1 protein-coding gene and 2 pseudogenes are annotated in these 713 nt (G+C 65.2%); 1 reads left to right on the top strand and 2 read right to left on the bottom strand.

The window, feature by feature from the left end; genetic code table 11:
• The coding region (locus EN994_RS35775; RefSeq protein WP_206530575.1) for a hypothetical protein at positions 1-221 on the bottom strand (221 nt) is incomplete at its 3' end.
• A 3-nt stretch (positions 222-224) separates the two neighbouring features.
• Here EN994_RS35775 and EN994_RS36600 point away from each other — a divergent pair.
• Positions 225-419: pseudogene (locus EN994_RS36600) on the top strand (DUF459 domain-containing protein); the annotation flags it as partial.
• Between the two features lie 69 nt (positions 420-488).
• Here EN994_RS36600 and gltD read toward each other — a convergent pair.
• Positions 489-713: pseudogene (gene gltD, locus EN994_RS34030) on the bottom strand (glutamate synthase); the annotation flags it as partial.

Below are 713 nucleotides of genomic sequence, written 5' to 3'. Positions count from 1 at the left end.
TCCCTGATGCCGCCCGCACCGAGGAGGCCTTTACGAAAATGCCAGTCGGATTGTGGACTCGAATGCGCGTCTAGATCGTCATAGGTGAGCCGCGAGACCAGTGACGTACCTTTATGATTGTAAAGTTCCTTCGATGCGTTGCCGGTACTGGCCAGTAACGTAGTCCACCCTCGAAGGAAAAGACTGAGGCCGCCGACCCGGCTACCGACGCCGACTCGCAATCACCGGCACTCGACGGCGGTTCGGAACTTCTCGGTGCCGCAGCGCCGGCCAAGCCGGACGGGCCCGGTGAAAAATTCGTCGTCGAGGGCAAGGCGCCCGCTGCTGCGCCCGGCCGCGCCGACGATTTTTCTTGGCCGCCAAGGCGGCAGCCTGCGGCCGGGGCCACAACCGAAACGACCACGGCGATCAGTCCGTAAGCTGCCCGGGGCAGCGGAAGGGCGGAAAGCGCCTTCAGGTGGCCGCACAAGTAGGGTCTCGAGACGGACTCAGCGCGGCAGCACGCTCGATCCCATCAGCGCCTCATCGATGGCGCGCGCCGCCTGGCGGCCCTCGCGGATCGCCCAGACGACCAGCGACTGGCCGCGCCGCACGTCGCCCGCCGCATAGAGCTTTTCGACGCTGGTCCTGTAGTCCCGGTCATTGGCCTCGACATTCTTCGAGCGGCGGCTGTCAATGGCGATCTTCATCTTGCCGGCCAGTTCCGACACCTG

The sequence above is a fragment of the Mesorhizobium sp. M7A.F.Ca.CA.002.09.1.1 genome (assembly GCF_003998555.1).
Lineage (GTDB): Bacteria > Pseudomonadota > Alphaproteobacteria > Rhizobiales > Rhizobiaceae > Mesorhizobium > Mesorhizobium ciceri.
Note: the sequence above shows the minus strand (reverse complement) of the source record. Positions and strands in the feature narration are given on the sequence as shown.